This is a genomic window from Saccharothrix mutabilis subsp. mutabilis, from assembly GCF_039521145.1.
Classification (GTDB): Bacteria; Actinomycetota; Actinomycetes; order Mycobacteriales; family Pseudonocardiaceae; genus Actinosynnema; species Actinosynnema mutabilis.
This window is the reverse complement of record NZ_BAAABU010000021.1, coordinates 32,673-49,263: the sequence shown is the minus strand read 5'-3', so window position 1 is coordinate 49,263 and position 16,591 is coordinate 32,673. Positions and strand designations below refer to the sequence as shown.

18 protein-coding genes are annotated in these 16,591 nt (G+C 72.4%); 7 read left to right on the top strand and 11 right to left on the bottom strand.

What is annotated here, in order from left to right:
* Positions 1–15 precede the first annotated feature (15 nt).
* Positions 16–396 carry a hypothetical protein gene (locus tag ABD126_RS30880; protein WP_343937624.1) on the top strand — a complete coding sequence of 127 codons (381 nt, stop codon included), beginning with the start codon at positions 16–18 and terminating at the stop codon, positions 394–396.
* Here ABD126_RS30880 and ABD126_RS30875 read toward each other — a convergent pair.
* Genes ABD126_RS30875 through ABD126_RS30855 form a run of 5 tightly spaced genes read right to left on the bottom strand, consistent with a single transcriptional unit; the run spans position 381 to position 3,983 of the window.
* The gene (locus ABD126_RS30875; protein WP_343937622.1) at positions 381–1,031 is read right to left on the bottom strand and encodes a YidC/Oxa1 family membrane protein insertase; all 651 of its coding nucleotides are present in this window, start codon (positions 1,029–1,031) and stop codon (positions 381–383) included. The two genes, ABD126_RS30880 and ABD126_RS30875, sit on opposite strands and share 16 nt — an antisense overlap.
* A gap of 43 nt (positions 1,032–1,074) precedes the next feature.
* The gene (locus ABD126_RS30870; protein WP_343937620.1) at positions 1,075–1,332 is read right to left on the bottom strand and encodes a DUF6412 domain-containing protein; all 258 of its coding nucleotides are present in this window, start codon (positions 1,330–1,332) and stop codon (positions 1,075–1,077) included.
* Positions 1,333–1,346: 14 nt separating this feature from the next.
* A complete protein-coding gene (locus tag ABD126_RS30865) occupies positions 1,347–1,967 on the bottom strand; it encodes a nucleoside/nucleotide kinase family protein (protein ID WP_343937618.1) in 621 nt (206 codons plus the stop codon).
* The gene (locus ABD126_RS30860) at positions 1,964–2,563 is read right to left on the bottom strand and encodes a DUF402 domain-containing protein (RefSeq protein WP_343937616.1); all 600 of its coding nucleotides are present in this window, start codon (positions 2,561–2,563) and stop codon (positions 1,964–1,966) included. Before ABD126_RS30860 ends, ABD126_RS30865 begins: the two co-directional genes overlap by 4 nt.
* 10 nt (positions 2,564–2,573) lie before the next feature.
* On the bottom strand, positions 2,574–3,983 hold the full coding sequence (locus ABD126_RS30855) for a GAF domain-containing protein (protein ID WP_343937614.1): 1,410 nt from the start codon (positions 3,981–3,983) through the stop codon (positions 2,574–2,576).
* 147 nt (positions 3,984–4,130) lie between these two features.
* On the opposite strand from ABD126_RS30855, the gene exaC reads away from it, so the two are divergent.
* Positions 4,131–5,654 (top strand): acetaldehyde dehydrogenase ExaC, encoded by a 1,524-nt coding sequence (exaC, locus tag ABD126_RS30850; RefSeq protein ID WP_343937612.1) that lies wholly within the window; start codon positions 4,131–4,133, stop codon positions 5,652–5,654.
* Between the two features lie 46 nt (positions 5,655–5,700).
* Here exaC and ABD126_RS30845 read toward each other — a convergent pair whose 3' ends face one another.
* Together ABD126_RS30845 and ABD126_RS30840 are read right to left on the bottom strand one after the other, a co-directional pair.
* The gene (locus tag ABD126_RS30845) at positions 5,701–7,281 is read right to left on the bottom strand and encodes a beta-N-acetylhexosaminidase (RefSeq protein WP_425542905.1); all 1,581 of its coding nucleotides are present in this window, start codon (positions 7,279–7,281) and stop codon (positions 5,701–5,703) included.
* Between the two features lie 88 nt (positions 7,282–7,369).
* Positions 7,370–8,839: a CYTH and CHAD domain-containing protein gene (locus ABD126_RS30840; RefSeq protein WP_343937610.1), complete on the bottom strand. Its 1,470-nt coding sequence runs from the start codon at positions 8,837–8,839 to the stop codon at positions 7,370–7,372.
* A 163-nt stretch (positions 8,840–9,002) separates the two neighbouring features.
* Between ABD126_RS30840 and ABD126_RS30835 the strand changes: the two genes are divergently transcribed.
* The gene (locus ABD126_RS30835) at positions 9,003–9,800 is read left to right on the top strand and encodes a hypothetical protein (protein ID WP_343937608.1); all 798 of its coding nucleotides are present in this window, start codon (positions 9,003–9,005) and stop codon (positions 9,798–9,800) included.
* Positions 9,801–9,871: 71 nt separating this feature from the next.
* A complete protein-coding gene (locus tag ABD126_RS30830; protein WP_343937606.1) occupies positions 9,872–10,084 on the top strand; it encodes a hypothetical protein in 213 nt (70 codons plus the stop codon).
* On the opposite strand, the gene ABD126_RS30825 is transcribed toward ABD126_RS30830, so the two are convergent.
* Positions 10,065–10,727 (bottom strand): HNH endonuclease family protein, encoded by a 663-nt coding sequence (locus tag ABD126_RS30825; RefSeq protein ID WP_343937604.1) that lies wholly within the window; start codon positions 10,725–10,727, stop codon positions 10,065–10,067. The two genes, ABD126_RS30830 and ABD126_RS30825, sit on opposite strands and share 20 nt — an antisense overlap.
* 103 nt (positions 10,728–10,830) lie before the next feature.
* Positions 10,831–11,778 carry a methionyl-tRNA formyltransferase gene (locus tag ABD126_RS30820; protein ID WP_343937602.1) on the bottom strand — a complete coding sequence of 316 codons (948 nt, stop codon included), beginning with the start codon at positions 11,776–11,778 and terminating at the stop codon, positions 10,831–10,833.
* Positions 11,779–11,852: 74 nt separating this feature from the next.
* Between ABD126_RS30820 and ABD126_RS30815 the strand changes: the two genes are divergently transcribed.
* A complete protein-coding gene (locus ABD126_RS30815) occupies positions 11,853–13,394 on the top strand; it encodes an amidohydrolase (protein ID WP_343937600.1) in 1,542 nt (513 codons plus the stop codon).
* Between the two features lie 135 nt (positions 13,395–13,529).
* Here the strand turns inward: ABD126_RS30815 and ABD126_RS30810 are convergent, their stop codons facing one another.
* Both ABD126_RS30810 and ABD126_RS30805 read right to left on the bottom strand, forming a co-directional pair.
* A complete protein-coding gene (locus ABD126_RS30810; RefSeq protein WP_343937598.1) occupies positions 13,530–14,153 on the bottom strand; it encodes a hypothetical protein in 624 nt (207 codons plus the stop codon).
* Positions 14,154–14,229: 76 nt separating this feature from the next.
* Positions 14,230–14,640, bottom strand: a complete 411-nt coding sequence (locus tag ABD126_RS30805) for a MarR family winged helix-turn-helix transcriptional regulator (RefSeq protein WP_343937596.1) — start codon at positions 14,638–14,640, stop codon at positions 14,230–14,232.
* A gap of 189 nt (positions 14,641–14,829) precedes the next feature.
* Here ABD126_RS30805 and ABD126_RS30800 point away from each other — a divergent pair, with 189 nt between their 5' ends.
* Both ABD126_RS30800 and ABD126_RS30795 read left to right on the top strand, forming a co-directional pair.
* Positions 14,830–15,621, top strand: a complete 792-nt coding sequence (locus ABD126_RS30800; protein WP_343937594.1) for an SAM-dependent methyltransferase — start codon at positions 14,830–14,832, stop codon at positions 15,619–15,621.
* A 270-nt stretch (positions 15,622–15,891) separates the two neighbouring features.
* On the top strand, positions 15,892–16,536 hold the full coding sequence (locus ABD126_RS30795; RefSeq protein ID WP_343937592.1) for an RICIN domain-containing protein: 645 nt from the start codon (positions 15,892–15,894) through the stop codon (positions 16,534–16,536).
* Positions 16,537–16,591 lie beyond the last annotated feature (55 nt).

Here is a 16,591-nt window from a genome sequence, read left to right as displayed (position 1 = left end):
GAAGGCGAGCAGGCCATGGACCGGAACATCGACTGGAAGCCGTTCATCGAGTCACTGCACGAGGCGGCGTGCCGTTGGGACACCGGTCTGGCGTGGTGCGCCGAACCGCCCGACCTGGGCGCCGCCGAGGACGAGTTGGCCGACCAGGCCCCGTCGCGGGTCGTGCCGATCACCGCGCAGGAGGCGGAGAACCTCATGACCGCGGTGGCGTTCCTGGCCCGCCGGCTGAGCGTGGCCGCGGAGTGCGTCGTCTACACCACGGCCGAGCAGCGCCTGGACGGCGAGGACGCCGACCCGGAGGAGCAGGCCGACGTCCTCTCGCTGACCGCGCTGCACGCCCAGGCCATGCGGCACGCCGCGGACCTGGCCAGCGAGGTGTATCACCGCTGCGCCTGAACCACCGGCCCCTGGACGGTCCGGTGCAGGAAGGCGCGTTCGGCGAGGGTCCACGTGGTCGTGGTGAGCAGGTAGACCCCGGCCGCGAGCGGCAGGACGGCCGCGATGGGCACCGTCCCGAACGGCAGCAGCCGCAGCACCTTCGCCAACGGCGGTTGCGCCGCGCCGCCGCGGGCCGCCACCGCCGCCTGCCAGCGTGAAGTGGCGAACGCGATGGCCGTCAGCGCGGCGAACAGGCCGAGGAACACGGCGTTGTGGTCGAACACGCCGAACCAGTGGGCGCCCAGCGGGGCGCCGAACAGGGTGCCGTCCAGCAGCGGGTTCGGCGTGGTGACGAGCCGGTACATGACCATGAAGAACGGCACCTGCACCAGCGCGGGCAGGCAGCCCGCGAACAGCGACGTGCCGTTGTCCTTGTAGAGCTTGAGGGTCTGCTCCTGGAGCTTGACCGGGTCCTTGCCGTGCTCGGCTTGCAGGTCCCGCAGTTGCGGGGCGAGTGCGGCGCGGGCCTTCTCCCCGCGCACGGCGGCGCGGCTGAGCGGGTGCACGAGCAGTCGGACGAGGGCGGTGAACAGGACGATGGCGAGGGCGGGCGTGGCGAGGCCCGCCAGGGCGGAGCCCAAGGCGTGGAACAACTTCTCTCCGTCGGGTGCGAGCTGGGAAGGGGGACTTCGGCTGTCAGGAGCCGAGTCCCGGTGCTCGCGGACGGGGGCGACCGGCGGCGTCGGGGTCGCGCAGGCGCACGAAGGCCGTGCGCAAAGCCTTGTCGCGCAACGACAGCGACCGCACCCACGCGGGGGTGGACTGCACGTCGGGCGCGGCGGTGAGCAGCAGCACCACCACGGCGACGGCGGCCAGGGCGGCGACCAGTTCGGTCGGGGAGTGCAGGAGGGTGAGCGCGAACAGGCCCGCCAGCAGCAGGTGCAGCCTGGTCATCACGCCTCCTCCCGTCACCCGGGTTCCACTGTACCCACGAGTGCGGGCCGGGCGGGGTGGTCGTAGCGGACCGTCACGTCCGCCCGGGGTTCGTAGTCCTCGTACGCGGGCAGGGTCCAGCGTTCTTCCGGCGGGGTCTGGCGTTCGAGGGCGCCCTGGGACAGCCACAGGTGCACGGACAGTTCGGCGGGCAGCCACTTGTCCAGCAGGAGGGTGCCGTCGAGCAGGAGCACGCCGCCGGGCGGGAGGGTGACGTAGTCGGCGCGGCTGGCGCGGTCGCGGTCGGCGTCCCAGAGGGAGGGCAGGACGCGCCCGGTGCCGCCGGGGTCCAGCGGGGCGAGGACCTCGCGGAGCAGGCCGTTGGCGTCGAGCCAGTTCGCGCGGAACGACTCGGGGTCGGTGCGGCCGAACTCCAGGCGGACCGACGCGGGGCGCAGGAAGTCCCCGGCGGAGACCCGCAGGGTCGGCCGGGAGCGGGCCTTGAGCGGGTCCACCAGGGCGTCGGCCAGCGCGCCGGGGTTCGTCGGGGGCGCGCCGTCGACCAGCACCCGGGTCCAGGCGTCCTTGGGGAACGCGTCCACGCGCTCGACCAGTTCGGCGACCAGGGCGTCCGGGGTCAGGGGTTGGACCCTCACGGCAGCGGGTGGTCCCGCCAGTCGGCGGGCAGCACGGGGACCGGCCAGTCCGGGTCGGGGGTCCACGCCGCCCACGCCGGGTCCCACCAGGTGGCGCCGGCGTCGAGCATGGCGGCGACCTCCTTGCCGGTGCGGCGGATCGCGTCGGCCTGCGCGGCGTCGTACTTGCCCTCGGCGACCTGCTCCTCGAACTCGTCGCGGTCGCGCTCCTCCCAGCGGCCGTCGGCGTCGAGCCAGTAGTCCAGGGCGTGGTCGAGGGTGTCGAAGCCGTGCGGGGTGCGGCGGAACGGGTCCTGGAGGTTGAGGTACCAGCCCTGGAACCGGCGGTCGTCGCCCGCCCAGAACAGCTCGACGGAGTAGGCGTCGCCGGGCCGGTGCAGCTGGAGCTTGCCGTGGCCGCGCCAGTGCGTGTTGCCCTTGGCGAGCCAGGGGTGCCGGTAGTGGTGGTCGGGGTAGCCGAACACGGTGCCGGGCACGATGAACACGGCGAGCAGCTCGGGCCCGTCCCGCACCACCCGGGCCGGCATCACCGACCACGGCCTGCCGTGCAGGACCTCCCGGCGCAGCACCACGTCCCCCGGCGCGAAGTACCCCATGCCGACCAGGTTAGGTCAGGGCGCGGCGCAACCGGGTGAGGGCCAGTTCGCGCCTCGGGTCGGTCGGCGGCAGCACGCGGGTCAGGCGTTGCAACACCTCGATGTCGTCGCCGGTGGCGGCGAAGGTCCACAGGGTCTCGGGGTCGCCGTTGGCCAGGACGGCTCGGCGGACCGCCGCCGACAGGTCTTCCCGTTCGTCGGACACCACCGGCGCGTCGGAGCGGGGCAGGAGGTCGCCGCGGTAGGTCGAGACCGCCTTCGCCACGTCGCCGCCGCGCAGGGCCTCGCGAACGGTCAGGAAGTCGGCCTCCAGCGTGGCCGACAGGCGGTACGGCCTGGTGCGCAGGACGTCCGCGAGCTGGGCGCGCAGGCGGTGGAGTTCGGCGCGGACGGTGGTGGGGTTGCCGCGTTCGCCGTAGAGGTGCAGGGCGAGTTGTTCGGCGGTCAGGCCGCGCGGGTGCAGGGCCAGGGCGGTCAGGAGTTCGGCGTGCCGCAGGGACAGCGGCAGGGGCCGGCCGTCCAGGGCGCCGGTCAGGCCGCCCAGGAAGCGCAGGGACAGGACGGGGCGGCGGGTGGTGCGCCGGGGCACGCGCAGCAGGTAGCCCTCGTCCAGCGGTTCCAGGTGGGCCTCGCGGCCGTCGGCCAGGCGGACCGGGGCGGTCAGGTCGACGCGGGGACCGAGCAGGCCCTGCGGTTCGGCGGCCAGGACGCGGCCGGTGGGGCTGAGCAGCGCGCCCGGTTCGCCGCGCAGGGCGATGAGGTGGCGCATCCCGGCCGCGCGGACGCGTTCGTCGCGGGCCGCGAGGACGACCTGGAGCTGCGCCTCGACCAGGCGCGCGGCCGTGGACACCAGCGCGCCGGTGGCCGGGTGCAGGCTGGTCACCGGGCCGCTGACGTCCACGACGCCCAGCGTGCGGCCGGTGTCGGGGTCGCGCACGGGGCTCGCCGCGCACGTCCAGCCGTGGTAGGTGCGCACCAGGTGCTCGGCGGAGTGCACGGTCACCGGGCTGCCCACGGCCAGCGCCGTGCCCATGGCGTTGGTGCCGATGGCGTCCTCGCTCCACCGCGAACCCTCGGTGAGCCGGAACCGCTCGGCCAGCCGGCGGACGTCCCGCGCGCCCTCGCACCACAGGATGTGGCCGTCGGCGTCGGTGATGATCATGACGTGCCGCGCCTCGTCCGCGATGGCCACCAGGGTCTCGCGCAGCATCGGCAGCATCGGGGCCAACGGGTGCGCGCCGCGCAGGTCGGCGACCTCGTCGGGCGCCAGCACGACCGGGGGCTCGTGGCGGTCCGGGTCCACCCGCGCCGCGAGCGAGCGCCGCCAGGACTCCACGATCACCGGCCGCGCGCCGCGCGCCGCGGACCCGGTGAGCGCCGCCTCGCGCAGCGCGGCCAGCCGGCGCGGGTCTGGGTGCATCGGGCAACCTCCTGGCCACCCAGGATGACGCGCGGCGGCGCGGCGCGGCAAGCCGTTCGTTGGCCCGATCGGGTGCAACGTCACTGCAACGTCGCGCCCCCTACCTTTCGCCCCGTTGATCGACGACGACGCGGGAGGCGAGTGGAGATGACCAAGTACGCGGCACCCGGCACGGCGGGCAGCGTGGTGACCTACCGCGACCGGTACGACCACTTCATCGGCGGCGAGTACGTGCCGCCCGCGAAGGGCGGCTACTTCGAGAACCCCACCCCGGTCACCGGCGAGGTGTTCACGGAGGTCGCGCGCGGCACCGCCGAGGACGTCGACCGGGCGCTGGACGCCGCCCACGGCGCGGCGCGGGCGTGGGGCCGCACGTCGGCCGCCGAACGCGCGAACGTGCTCAACGAGATCGCCGACCGGATCGAGGACCACCTCGAAGCGCTGGCCGTCGCCGAGACCTGGGAGAACGGCAAACCGGTCCGCGAGACGCTGGCCGCCGACCTGCCGCTCGCCGTGGACCACTTCCGCTACTTCGCGGGGGTCGTCCGCGCCCAGGAGGGCGGGATCTCGCAGATCAGCGAGGACCTCGTGGCCTACCACTTCCCCGAGCCGCTGGGCGTGGTCGGCCAGATCATCCCGTGGAACTTCCCGCTGCTCATGGCCACCTGGAAGCTCGCCCCCGCGCTCGCGGCGGGCAACGCGGTCGTGCTCAAGCCGGCCGAGCAGACCCCCGCGTCGATCCACGTGCTCATGGGCCTGATCGCCGACCTGCTGCCGCCGGGCGTGGTCAACGTCGTCAACGGCTTCGGCCTGGAGGCGGGCAAGCCGCTCGCGTCGTCGCGCCGCGTCGCGAAGGTCGCGTTCACCGGCGAGACCTCCACCGGCCGGCTGGTCATGCAGTACGCGAGTGAGAACCTGATCCCGGTGACCCTGGAGCTGGGCGGCAAGAGCCCGAACATCTTCTTCGCCGACGTCGCCGACCGGCGGGACGCGTTCTACGACAAGGCGTTGGAGGGCTTCACGATGTTCGCCCTCAACCAGGGCGAGGTGTGCACGTGCCCGTCGCGGGCGCTGGTGCAGAGTTCGATCTACGAGCAGTTCCTGGCCGACGCGACCGAGCGCACGAAGGCGATCAGGCAGGGCCACCCGCTCGACACCGACACCATGATCGGCGCGCAGGCCAGCCGCGAGCAGGTGGAGAAGGTGTTGTCCTACATCGGGATCGGCAAGTCCGAGGGCGCCCGCCTGGTGTGCGGCGGCGAGCGGGCCGACCTGGGCGGCGAGCTGTCCGGCGGCTACTACGTGACGCCGACGATCTTCGAGGGCGACAACAAGATGCGGGTCTTCCAGGAGGAGATCTTCGGCCCGGTGGTGTCGGTGGCCCGGTTCGACGACTTCGACGACGCGGTGAAGACGGCCAACGACACCCCGTACGGCCTGGGCGCGGGCGTGTGGTCGCGGGACGGCGGCGTCGCCTACCGGGCGGGCCGGGAGATCCAGGCGGGCCGGGTGTGGGTGAACAACTACCACTCCTACCCCGCGCACGCGGCGTTCGGCGGCTACAAGCAGTCGGGCATCGGCCGCGAGAACCACCGGATCATGCTGGACCACTACCAGCAGACGAAGAACCTCCTGGTCAGCTACTCGCCCGACGCGCAGGGCTTCTTCTGACCGGCCGGGGAGGCGGCGGGTGGACCGACCGCCTCCCCCTCGCGCGCTACTTCTTCCAGGGCACCTGCGGGGACGGGTAGAAGTTGATCCCCAGCACGTGCCAGCGGTCGGCCTGGGCGGCCAGGCGGACCTTGAAGTTCGCCCAGTCGTGCGTGCTCCACGGCGACCAGCCCAGCTCGGCGATGGCGGGCAGCCTCGGGAACGCCATGTACTCCAGTTCGGCCGACTTGGTCAGCGTCTCCGTCCACAGTGGAGCTTCGACGCCCTTGACCGCCTCCGCGGGCAGGTCCTGGATGTAGGCGCCCGGGTTCCAGTCGTACGCGTCCTCGACGTCGGTGTACCCGGCCCACTTGAGCCCCAACGGCGTGTGCTCGTCGTACTTCATGTCGAGGTAGGCCTTGGTGGCCGGGGACATCACGATCTTGTTGCCGCGCTTGGCCGCCTCGACCATGTCCGCGGCCACCGTCTTCGTGCCCCAGAACTGCGGGACGGCCGACGCGGGCGGGTCGGCCTTGACGAACTCGTGCCAGCCCGAGGCCTGCTTGCCGTACTTGGTCACCATCGGCAGGACCTTGTTCATGAACGCGATGAAGTCCGGGTCCGTGGTGGCGTGGGCCTCGTCGCCGCCGATGTGGATGTACTTGCCCGGCGTCAGGGCGGCCACCTCGCGCAGGACGTCGTCCACGAACTTGTAGGTGATGTCCTTGTCGATGCACAGCGAGGAGAAGCCGACCTCGATGCCGGTGTAGAGCGGGGGCGCGACGCCGTCGCAGTTCAGCTCCGCGTACGAGGCCAGCGCGGCGTTGGTGTGGCCCGGCATGTCGATCTCCGGGATCACCTCGATGTGCCGGGCCGCCGCGTACGCGACCAGGTCCTTGTACTGCTCCTGCGTGTAGTGGCCGCCGGGGCCGCCGCCGACCTCCGTGCTGCCGCCGTAGGTGGCCAGGCGGGGCCAGCTCTTGATCTCCAGGCGCCAGCCCTGGTCGTCGGCCAGGTGCAGGTGCAGCTTGTTCACCTTGTAGAGGGCGATCTGGTCGATGTACCGCTTGACCTCGTCGACCGAGAAGAAGTGCCGCGCCACGTCCAGCATCGCGCCGCGGTGGGCGTAGCGCGGGTAGTCCAGGACGCTGCCGCCCGGCGCGGTCCACGGCCCGCGCTGCTTGGACCCCGCCTCGGCCTTGGCGGGCAGGAGCTGGCGGAAGGTCTGGACGCCCGCGAACAGGCCGGCGGCGGTCTTCGCGCGGATCACGACGCCGCGGCGGGTCACGTCCAGCTGGTAGCCCTCGTCGCCCACGCGCGGGTCGGCGCCGGCCAGCAGCAGGCTGATGCCCCTGCCGGACGCGCCGGGCACGACCGGCAGCCGGTAGCCGGTGGAGGGGCGCAGCACGCCCGCGAGGAACTCGCCGACCTGCTTGGCCGCGCGCGAACCCGGGTGGGTGTGGATGCGGGTGTCGGGGGTGAGGTGGTAGGTCGTCCCCGGTCTCGGCGTGACGCTGACCGGGGCGGGCACGATGTGCTGCAACGACGTCTCCGGGGGAGCTGCGTGGGCCGGGGCCGCCAGGCCCGCGGAGCCGACCGCGAGCAGCAGTGCGGCCAGGGCTCTTGCTGGTGTTCCGAGTCGGGGCACGAGGAGTCCTCCTGGTCGGCGTGGATCACCCGAGCGGCGGCCCGATCACCGTTACAGCCGGACCAGGAGGTGTCAAGGTCTGGACCAATCACCGGAACTTGGGGCGACCCAGGTCCGCCCAGACGGCCGGGAAGCGCTCCTCCACCCGCCGCGCCCGCGCGGTCTCCCGGCCGTGCAGCACGCCGAAGGTGAACCCGTTCTCGCCGTCGAGGTGGGCCTGCGCGCCCAGTTCCCGCAGCACCGGGCGGGCGACGACGCTGTCCTGGTGGTCGCCGAGCAGCGTCTGGAGGCCCTTGAGCCGCTTGCGGTACTTCCTGGCGGGCTTGCCGAACACCGGCTCGACGGTCTCCACCGCGTACCGCAACCGCTTGGCGGCCTTGCGGGCCTCGTGCAGGGACGCGTCGTCGTGCACGTCGTCCGCGGCCTTCTTCAAGCGGCGGTAGGTCTTGTCCACGAACCGCGGCAGCACCTTCTTCGCCTTGCCGGCGGCCAGGGGCGTGAGCGGCGGGTCGGCGACCAGGGCGTCCACCGCGTCGAGCAGGTCGAAGTAGCGGCGGCTGTCCAGGGCGGTCACGACGGTCTGGTGCGCCTGCTCCTCACGGGGCGCGAAGTGCCGGGTGAGCTGCGCCGGGACGGCGCCGAGCACCAGTTCGCCGGGCAGCTCGGCGACGTGCGCCTCGAACGCGGCCCGCAGGACCTCGGCGTCGCGGGCCTCGCCGAGCACCCCGGCGATCCACTTCAGCTCGTCGGTCAGCGCCCGGGTCTCGTCGCGTTCCACGACCTCGCCGAACGCCTGGAGCGCGCTGCGCAGCCGGCGGGTGGCCACGCGCATCTGGTGGACCGCGTCCTCCTCGCGGCGGCGGACCTTCGGGTCGTAGGCCTTGAGCGCGTCCACCTGTTCGCGCAGGTAGGCCAGGACGACGGTGCCGGCGGTGCCGTCGTCCTCGAGCGGCGGCGTCGGCGCGATGCGGCCGGCCAGGAGCTTGGTGAGCTTCGCGGAGGAGGTGGAGCGCAGGATGCCCACGTCGTTGAGGCGCTGCTCGACGCGGTCGAGCAGGGCGGTGTCGCCGCGCTCGCCCAGTTCGACCTCGATCTCGCGCCACGAGTCGACGTTCGAGTCGTCCACGACGTCCTGCGCCGACACCAGGTCCTCGACCACCTCGGCGAGCAGCGCGCCCCGGTCGTCGACCAGCTGCCAGCGGCGGCGGTCGGTGCGGATGCGGGCGACCGGCGACAAGGCGTCGCCGCGCGCGTGGACCTGCACCAGCGACCCGAGTTCCCGCGGCGGGTGCTTGGCCGCGCGCCCCGGCGGCAGCCGCACCTCCTCGCGGGTGTCGCCGTCCACCGGGAGCTTGAGGTGCCAGCCGGCGTCGTCGCCCCCGGTGCGGCGGCGCAGGGTGAGGCCGGCGCGGGCCAGGCGGAGGTCGGCGGTGTCGTAGTAGACGGCCTCCAGCTGCTGCTGCTCGGGGCCCGCCACCGCGGCGACACCGGGCAGGTCGGCCAGCTCGGGGAGGTCCGCGCCGGTCGGCGCCTCGAACTTGCGTTCGGTCTCACGCACTGAGGTCGACATGTTCTAGACATACACCGTTGGGGACGGCTTTACGCCGATGTCGCTGTGCGTAGTCGGCCATTGACCCTGACGGGCGGATGTTGCCGTTTATCCGGGCGTTTTTTCGGCTGCGGGCCTGGTGGGACGCGGTCCGTGGGGTTGGCTGGAGCGCGTGGCGCCCACCGAGAAAGAGCGACTCGACCAGGTCGAGCCGACCGTCGCCGACCTGATCACGACGACCCAGGTGCTGACCGCCGAGCTGGGCCGGGTCAGCGCGCGGCTGCTCGTGCTGGAGCGCCGCCTGTCCGGCGCGGGCTCGGGCCCGGACTGCGACCTCGACGCCGTGGACGGCGAGGTGGCCGACATCGTGGCCGCGCTGCGGGCGGCGTGGGACGCGGAGCAGGAGGTCCTGGCGGACTCGGTGCGCGTCGAGCTGCGCCAGGAGGTCGCCGAGTACGAGGCGTTGAAGGAGCGCCGGGACGCCGGCGGGGCGCGCCTGGCGGCGGGCCGGATGCCCCGGTTCGAGCGCGACGCGCTGGAACACGAGGTGCACCAGCTCGACTGGCAGATCGGGGCCCGCGAGGCCGGCGCGCTGGACGCGGCGTCGAGGCTGGCGGCGGACAGCGCGGCGGCCGAGGAGCCGTGGCGGCGGGAGGCGGTCGTCGCCGGCGAGAAGGCGCGCGAGGAGATCTGGGACGCGGCGGCGCGGCGGTTGGAACGGGCGCTGGCGCAGGACCTGCGGCTGCCGGTGTGGTTCCGGGTGGGCGTCGGGGAGATCACGAGCCCGGACCCGTCACCCTGGGTGCGCGCCGCGACGGGCCTGATCGCCTACCGGCTGGAGTACGGGGTCCGCACCGCCGTGGACCCGTTGGGCGACCCGCCTTCGGCCGCGTCGGGGTCGGCGGCCTGGGTGCGGCGGACCGAGGCTTACACGGACCTGGTGGACCAGCTCCAATCGCTGCGCCCGTAGGCCCTTCGCGCGGTACCGTGCCCGCGTCGGCAGCGTGCCGGACTGCCGTGTGATCGGGTCGGAGTGGGGCGATGGGGTCGTTCGCGCGGTGGGTGGTCTCCGAGGGGCGCGGGGACCTGGTGTTCACCGTCGTCACCTTCGCGCTGGTGGTCGCCGGCGTCGCGATCCTGGCGTCGTGGTCCTGGGCGGTGGTCGGTGGTACCGCCGTGGCGGCTCTGATCAACGTCGTGATCAGCTACGTCTGGTGGCGCCGGGACCGGAGGGCTACTTCGGGCACTGGCTGATCATCGTCGCCAGCGCGTCGTGTTCGGCCTGGTCGACGGTGAGCTTGTAGGTCGTCTTCACCGAGATCCAGTTCAGCGCGTACGTGCACCAGTAGCTCCGCACGGGCGGCTTCCACTTGGCCGGGTCCTGGTCGCCCTTCGCGCGGTTGCTGGTGGCCGAGACCGCGATCAGCTGGATGCCGCCCAGGTCGTTGGCGAACTTCTGGCGCTGCTCGTCGGTCCACTTGTCGGCGCCCGAGCGCCACGCCTCCGCCAGCGCCACGGTGTGGTCGATGTCGAGCTTGCTCGCGTCGGTGATGGTCTCGCCGTCGTACACGCTGACCCAACTGCCCGACGTGGCCCGGCACTCGCCGTCGCTGCGGACGTCGGAACCCTGGCGCTGCAACACGATCTCGCGCGTGTCGCACGAGTTGCCCTGGCTGCTCCAGTGCGGGAAGCGGTCGCGGCTGTAGCCGGCCATCCTGCCCTCCGGCGCGACGGTCAGCGCCGCCAGCTGGGCCGCCGGGTCCTGGCCGGGTTCGGCGGGCGCGGGGGTGGTCGGCGGGGCGGTCTGGTCCTGGTAGCGGGTCAGGTAGTACCCGATGACGATCAACAGGATGAACACGACCACGCTGACCCACGTCGTCGACCGCTTCCGGCTCATGGCCCCATGATCAGCGATCACGGTCACGGCGAGATCACCGGGGGCGAAAGGAGACGGCGGGCCAACGGTTTCGGGGTGCCCGGCGGGCGGGCACCCCGCGCCGTCACGGTCGGCTGGTGAGGTAGCCGCCCATGTGCGTGAAGTACTCCGTCGCGGCCAGTTCGCGGCCGTCCTCGGTGCGGACCTTCTTGACCAGCAACGCGTGGTTGCGGCCCCTTCGGGCTTCCGCGCCCGCGACGATCGCCACGCCGTCGCCCTCGCGGTAGAAGATCCGGCCGGGCGTGCCGCCGTAGCGGGCCCGCGAGACCTCCGCCTCGACGATCTCCAGCCGCTTGCCCCTGTGGTAGCAGAACGCGCTCGGGTACGGGGCGCACTGCGCGCGGACCAGGCGGTCGAGCTCCTCGGCCTCCCACGTCCAGTCGATGCGCAGGTCCTCCTCCGCGCGCTTGTGGAAGAAGCTGGCCTTGGAGCGGTCCTGCTTGGTGAAGTCGGTGCGGCCCTTGGCGATCTCGGCCAGGCCGTCGACGGTGATGGGGCCGAACAGTTCGAGCGTCTTGTGGAACAGGTCGGCGGTGGTGTCGCGCGGGCCGACCGGGACGGCGCGCTGCAGGACGATGTCGCCCGCGTCCAGGGTCTCGTCCATCATGTGCGCGGTGACGCCGACCTCCTTCTCGTCGTTGATCAGGGCCCAGATCAGCGGCGAGAAGCCCGCGTAGGCGGGCAGCAGCGAGTCGTGGACGTTGAGGGTGCCGTGCTTGGGCAGGGTGAAGATGTGCGGCGGGATCCACGTGCGCCAGTTGGTGGCCACGATGACGTCCGGCGCGACCTCCTTGAGCTTCTGGAACAGCTCGTCGTCGTCCGGCCGGTCGCGGATGACGACCTCCACGCCGTGCTCGGTGGCCAGGTCGGCGACGGAGTCGCTCCAGATGCGCTCGTACGCGTGGTCGCTCTTGGGGTGCGTGACGACCAGCGCCACCTCGTGCTCGGAGTCCAGCAGGGCTTGCAGGGTGCGATGGCCCCAGGTCTGGTAGCCGAACATGACGACCCGCATGGAGCTCCTCCTCGGTTTAGGCTGGCCTAAGTTATCCAACCCTAACCTAAGTAGGCGTTCGCTAGCCTGCACGGGTGATCCTGGACCTGAAGCTCACCGGAGGCCGGTTCGCCACCCTCGACCCGGACCGCCCGTCCGCGTCCTCGGTGGGCGTGTGGGGCGGTCGGATCGTGGCGCTGGACACCGACCTGCCGGCCCGGCGGGTGGTGGACCTGGGTGGCGCGACCGTCCTGCCCGGGTTCATCGACGCGCACAACCACCTGGCGTGGGCCGGTCGGGCGTCGCGCGTGCCGGACGTCTCCGGCTGCCGGACGGTGGCCGCGGTGCTGGAGGTGTTGCGGGCCGCGCCGCGCGGCACGTGGCTGGAGGCGGCGGGCTACGACCACCGCGTGCTGGACCGCCCGCTGACCGCGCGCGACCTCGACACCGTGGGGCCGCGCGTGTACGTGCAGGACGTGTCCGGGCACGCGTGCGTCGTGAGCAGCGACGTGCTCGGGATGCTGGGCGTGTCCGGCTCGACCGACGGGTCGCTCGCCGAGGCGGCGCAGACGGCGGTGCGGCGGTTGATCCTGCCGTACCCCGTGGCCGACATCGCGGCCGACGTGGCGTTGGGCGCTCGGCAGTGCCTGCGGGAGGGGGTTGTCCTCGCGGCGGAGGCCGGGGTGGGGGCGGGGCTCATCGGGAGCAGCCCGGTGGAGGTCGCGGCGTACCAGCGGGAGGCGTTGCCCATCCGGGTGCAGCTGATGGTGTCCGCGGGGGAGTTGCGGGAGGTGCGCGCGCACGAGGCGGACGGCATCCGCCGCGCGCTGCCGCTGGGGATCCGCACGGGTCTCGGGTCGGAGTGGCTGTCGATCGGGGCGCTGAAGCTGTGGACCGACGGCGGCATGATCGCCCGGACCGCCGCGCTGACCTCGCCGTACACGGTCGGCGGCACGGGCCAGTGGCAGGACGACCCGGCGTCGATGCGCGCGGCGCTGCTGGACGGGCACGCGGCCGGGTGGCAGTTGGCGGTGCACGCGATCGGGGACCGGGCGGTCGACTTCGCGCTCGACGTGGTGGCGGAGGCGCAGCGCCTGGCGCCGCGGCCGGGGGCTCGGCACCGGATCGAGCACTGCGGGTTGGTGCGGCCGGACCAGTTGGACCGGATCGCCGAGCTGGGCCTGATCCCCGTGGTGCAGCCGAGCTTCCTGTGGGCTTACGGGGACGACTACTCGGAGATCATGGGGCCGGAGCGGGCGCCGTGGCTGTACCGGGGGCGGTCGTTCCTGGAGCGGGGGATCGTGGTGGCCGGGTCGTCGGACCGGCCGGTGGCGGACGGGAGTCCGTTGCGGGGCATCAGGTTCATGGTGGAGCGGCGGTCGCGGACGGGGTTGGCGGTGGGGCCGGACGAGGCCGTGTCGGTGGCGGAGGCGCTGGCGGCCTACACGTCCGGGGCCGCGTACGCGTGCGGGGTGGAGGACGTGCTGGGGTCGATCTCGGTGGGGAAGCTGGCGGACTTCGTGGTGCTGGACGCCGATCCCCGGGAGGTGGCGGTGGAGCGGATCTCGGACATCGCCGTGCTGGCGACCGTGGTGGGCGGCGAGTTCCGGCACGACCCGGCCGGGTTCGCGGACTGAGCTATCCGCCCGCGGCTCGGCGGGCCACCTCCGGGTGAGCGGGGTGGCCCGCCGAGCCGGCGGTGTCGGGTGGTCAGGCGCTCAGGCGCTCAGGCGCTAAGGCGATGGTCAGGGGCTCAGGCGCGCAGGCGGTGGTCAGGCGCTCATGCGCCAGTGCACCACGTAGCCGGCGGCTTCGGCGGCGATCAGGGCGTCGAGCTTGGCCAGGTTCGTCCGCCGCGACATGCGGAACGCCCGGCCCCGGCGGGCGTCCAGCAGCAACGGGGTCGCGCCGGGCAGGGTCCGGTCGATGGTGCGTTGCAGGATGCGCAGGCCCACGTTCGCCGCCTCCTGCGTCATCGGCCGTTCCTTCACGTACACCAGGACCGCGGCGGTTGAGTCGTCCGGTAGGCGCAGGCCCAGGTGCGGCCTCACGCGCAGCGTCAGGTCACCGGCCTCCCACCTCGTCGCCGCCACCGGGACGCCCGTCGCCCGGGTCGAGCGCAGCCACGGCAGGAAACCCTCCCGCAGCTCCTCGAACGCCCTCGGCTGGCCGTTGCGCGACGCCGCGCGCACGGCCGCGTCCAGTTCCGCGTCCGGGTCGATCGAGTTCGCCGCCCGCCGCATGGCGTCCCTCATCGGGTTGTAGAACCCGCACACCCACGGGTCGGCGCCCAGGTACACGCTGCGCTGCTCGGACACGATGCTGATGCGCCCGCGCTGACCGCTCATGACGTACTCGGTGAACGACAACGCGGTCACGCTGACCGGCTCCACCACGGCAGGCTCCCCTCTTCGAACTCGTGTTCGAATTCTACCGCCGGGGTACGACAATCCCGGGTGGCGAACGGGTGGCCTACGCGCGCACCTTCGACAGCAGCGGGCCGAGGTCCGGGTCCGCCCCGACCTCCTCGAAGATCACCGTCAACGTCTGCTCGAAGAACGGGGCCGCGGTCTCGTACACCGCCCGGCCCTCCGCGGTGATCTTGCTGTAGACCCCGCGCCGGTCGGTCTCGCACACCTCCCGCGCGGTCAGGCCGGACTGCTCCAACCGGGCGACCAGGCGGCTCACCGAACTCTGGTTGAGCCCCACCACCTCGGTCAGCTCCTGCATCCGCAACTCCCCGTCGGGCGCCTCGTGCAGCGCGGACAGCGCGGTGAACTCCGACATCCCGAAGTGGAACTTCCGCTGCAGGGCGCGCTCCAGGCTGGCGTTGATCCGGTGGTGCAGCGCGTGCAGGCCGGACCAGGCGGCGCGGACGGACAACTCGGACCCCCGGGAGCGCAGGTGTGGGCCTACATCCTATGCCCGCGCCACGGGGTCGCCGGTGCGCGAGCGGGCCGCGGGCCGGCGTCGCCGCGCTCACCCGATCGGCGCGAGCCGCAGGGGCGAACGGGTGAGCGCGGGAGGTGGGCGCAGAATGGCCTGATCCGACTTCTCGTGAGGAGGCTGTCCGTGGGGGAACAGCAGGAGATCGACCTGACCAGACCCAGCGCCGCCCGGGTCTACGACTACTACCTCGGCGGTGCGCACAACTTCGCGGTGGACCGGGAGATGGCGCGCAAGGCCATCGGGATGTGGCCCGAGCTGCCGCTGATCATGCAGGCCAACCGGGCGTTCCTGCGCCGCGCGGTGGAGTTCTGCGTGGCGAGCGGCGTGCGCCAGTTCCTCGACCTGGGTTCGGGCATCCCCACGGCGGGCAACGTCCACGAGGTGGCGCGGGCCGCCGACCCGGGCGCGCGGGTGGTGTACGTCGACAACGACCCGATCGCGGTCACCTACAGCCGCACGATCCTGGGCGACGACCCGCAGACCTCGGTGCTGCGGGCGGACTTGCGCGACCCGGACGACGTCCTCGCGCAGGCCCGGACGTTCCTGGACTTCTCGCGGCCCGTGGCCGTGATGATGGTGGCGGTGCTGCACTTCGTCGGCGACGCGGACCGCCCGGCCGACGTCGTGGCGGCCTACCGCGACGCCGTGCCGCCCGGCAGTTTCCTGGTCGTCTCGCACGCCACGCAGGACGGCCAGGACGGCCAGGCGGACGAGCACGAGGACCTGTACCGCAGGCGGACGGCGACCCCGATGACCATGCGCTCGAAGGCGCGGGTGGCGGAGTTCTTCGCGGGCTACGACCTGGTCGACCCGGGCGTCGTGCACCTGCCCCTGTGGCGCCCGGCGGCGCCGGACGAGGTGGACGAGCGGCCGGAGCGCTTCGCGGGCCTGGCGGCGGTGGGCCGCAAGCGCTGAGCGCCGCCGGTGCTGGGAACGTGGCGTTCCGGATAAGCGTTGTGTCACCGTCTTTTGTGATTGATCCGCCATCCCGGTGAACGTCGTTCCGGGCACTTCCGGTGTGCGTTTCCTTCGCTATGGTCGGACTCGGCAGTATTCTGTCCGGGGGGACGGTTGGGGGGGCATCATTTTAGCGGGCACCGTGTTGCCCTGGCTTCGGCATGCATCTCAAGCAGTCACCTCTGCGTTGTGCTGCCCGGATGGTTTGTCCGACCAGGGAGGAATGCGATGAAGAAGTTGTTGGCCGCGGCTGCGCTCTTGGTGAGCGTGGTCGTGCCCACTCAATTCGCCGGTGCGGCGTCCGCCGCGCAGGAAAGCGGCGTCGCCGCACCCGCGCGGGACGTTCCGGCGTTCGTGATCGACGACGCGACCGCGGTTCCGCCCGCGGTGGACCAGGCGCGCGAGCGGATCAGGGCCGGGAAGCCCGCCGGCTGGCAGAAGGGCGAGGTCAGCGCCTCGGGCATCGACTACGAGGGCTATTTCATCAACGGCAACGGCAACTGTCTTGACGTCTACAACAACACCGGGCCGCAGTTGATCCACTGGGCCTGCCACTGGGGTGGCAACCAGTACTGGCGGCTGACCAAGGACCCGAACTACAACCAGTGGGAGATCAAGCCCTGGCAGTGGGTCACGGAATGCGCCGACGTCGAGGGCGTCGTCGGGCCGAATGTCATCAAGTTCCCGTGCACGCTGAACTCGAACCAGCTCTGGTACGCCGCGGACACCGGTAACCGGACCGCTTTCTTCCAGTCCTACGCGGATTTCGGGAAGTGCCTCGACGCTTCGGGCACGGACAGCCGCGCGTTGAGCTGGCCGTGCAACTGGCAGGCCAACCAGCAGTGGTACCTCTACATCCCGCAGAACACCTGATTCCCGACCGCGGTTGAAAGGTGGAGCCGGGTATTCCCCGGCTCCACCTCCGGCC